Annotated in this window: 1 protein-coding gene; it reads right to left on the bottom strand. The window is 72.3% G+C overall.

Annotated elements, in window-relative coordinates:
- Positions 1 to 400, bottom strand: a 400-nt coding sequence (locus G3I71_RS46395) for an FAD-dependent oxidoreductase (protein ID WP_164324959.1), incomplete at its 3' end; no start/stop codon positions are given.
- Positions 401 to 531 lie beyond the last annotated feature (131 nt).

The raw sequence follows: 531 nt of genomic DNA, 5'->3' as shown, positions 1-531 counted from the left end.
CGGGGCTCGTGACCGACGTGGCCTCCAGCAGCTTGGCGCCCGCGGCGCGCGCGTGCTCGGCGAGGGTCTGGTCGAACGACGTGCGCGCCCGCGCGAGCCCGTAGGACGGGTAGCTCGACAGCTCGGGCCAGGGCAGCTCGAGGCGGTGGCCGCCGCCGATGACGCGCAGGCCGCGGTTGCGGATCCAGCCGTCCTCCTCGCGGATCGGCACGCCCATGCGCACGAGCTCCGAGACCGCGCGCGGCGTCAGGCCGTCGCCGCAGATCTTGTCGCGCGGGAACGTCGCCTTCTCGAGGAGCAGCACGTCGAGCCCGGCGGCCGCGCAGTGGTAGGCCGTCGAGGCGCCTGCGGGACCTGCCCCGACGACGATGACGTCGGCGTCATCCGTCGGTACGCGCACCACGCTGGGACCCCACTTGTGACGATGTTCACGTGCAACTCCGGCGAGTGTAACCACGCCCCCAGGGCCTGTCTGCGAAGGTTTGGCTTACCTTGGTAGACCCCCGGGACGATGGTCCCAGGACGCGTGCC

It is taken from the genome of Streptomyces sp. SID12501 (genome assembly GCF_010550245.1).
Lineage (GTDB): Bacteria > Actinomycetota > Actinomycetes > Streptomycetales > Streptomycetaceae > Streptomyces.
This window is presented reverse-complemented; position numbering and strand designations above follow the sequence as displayed.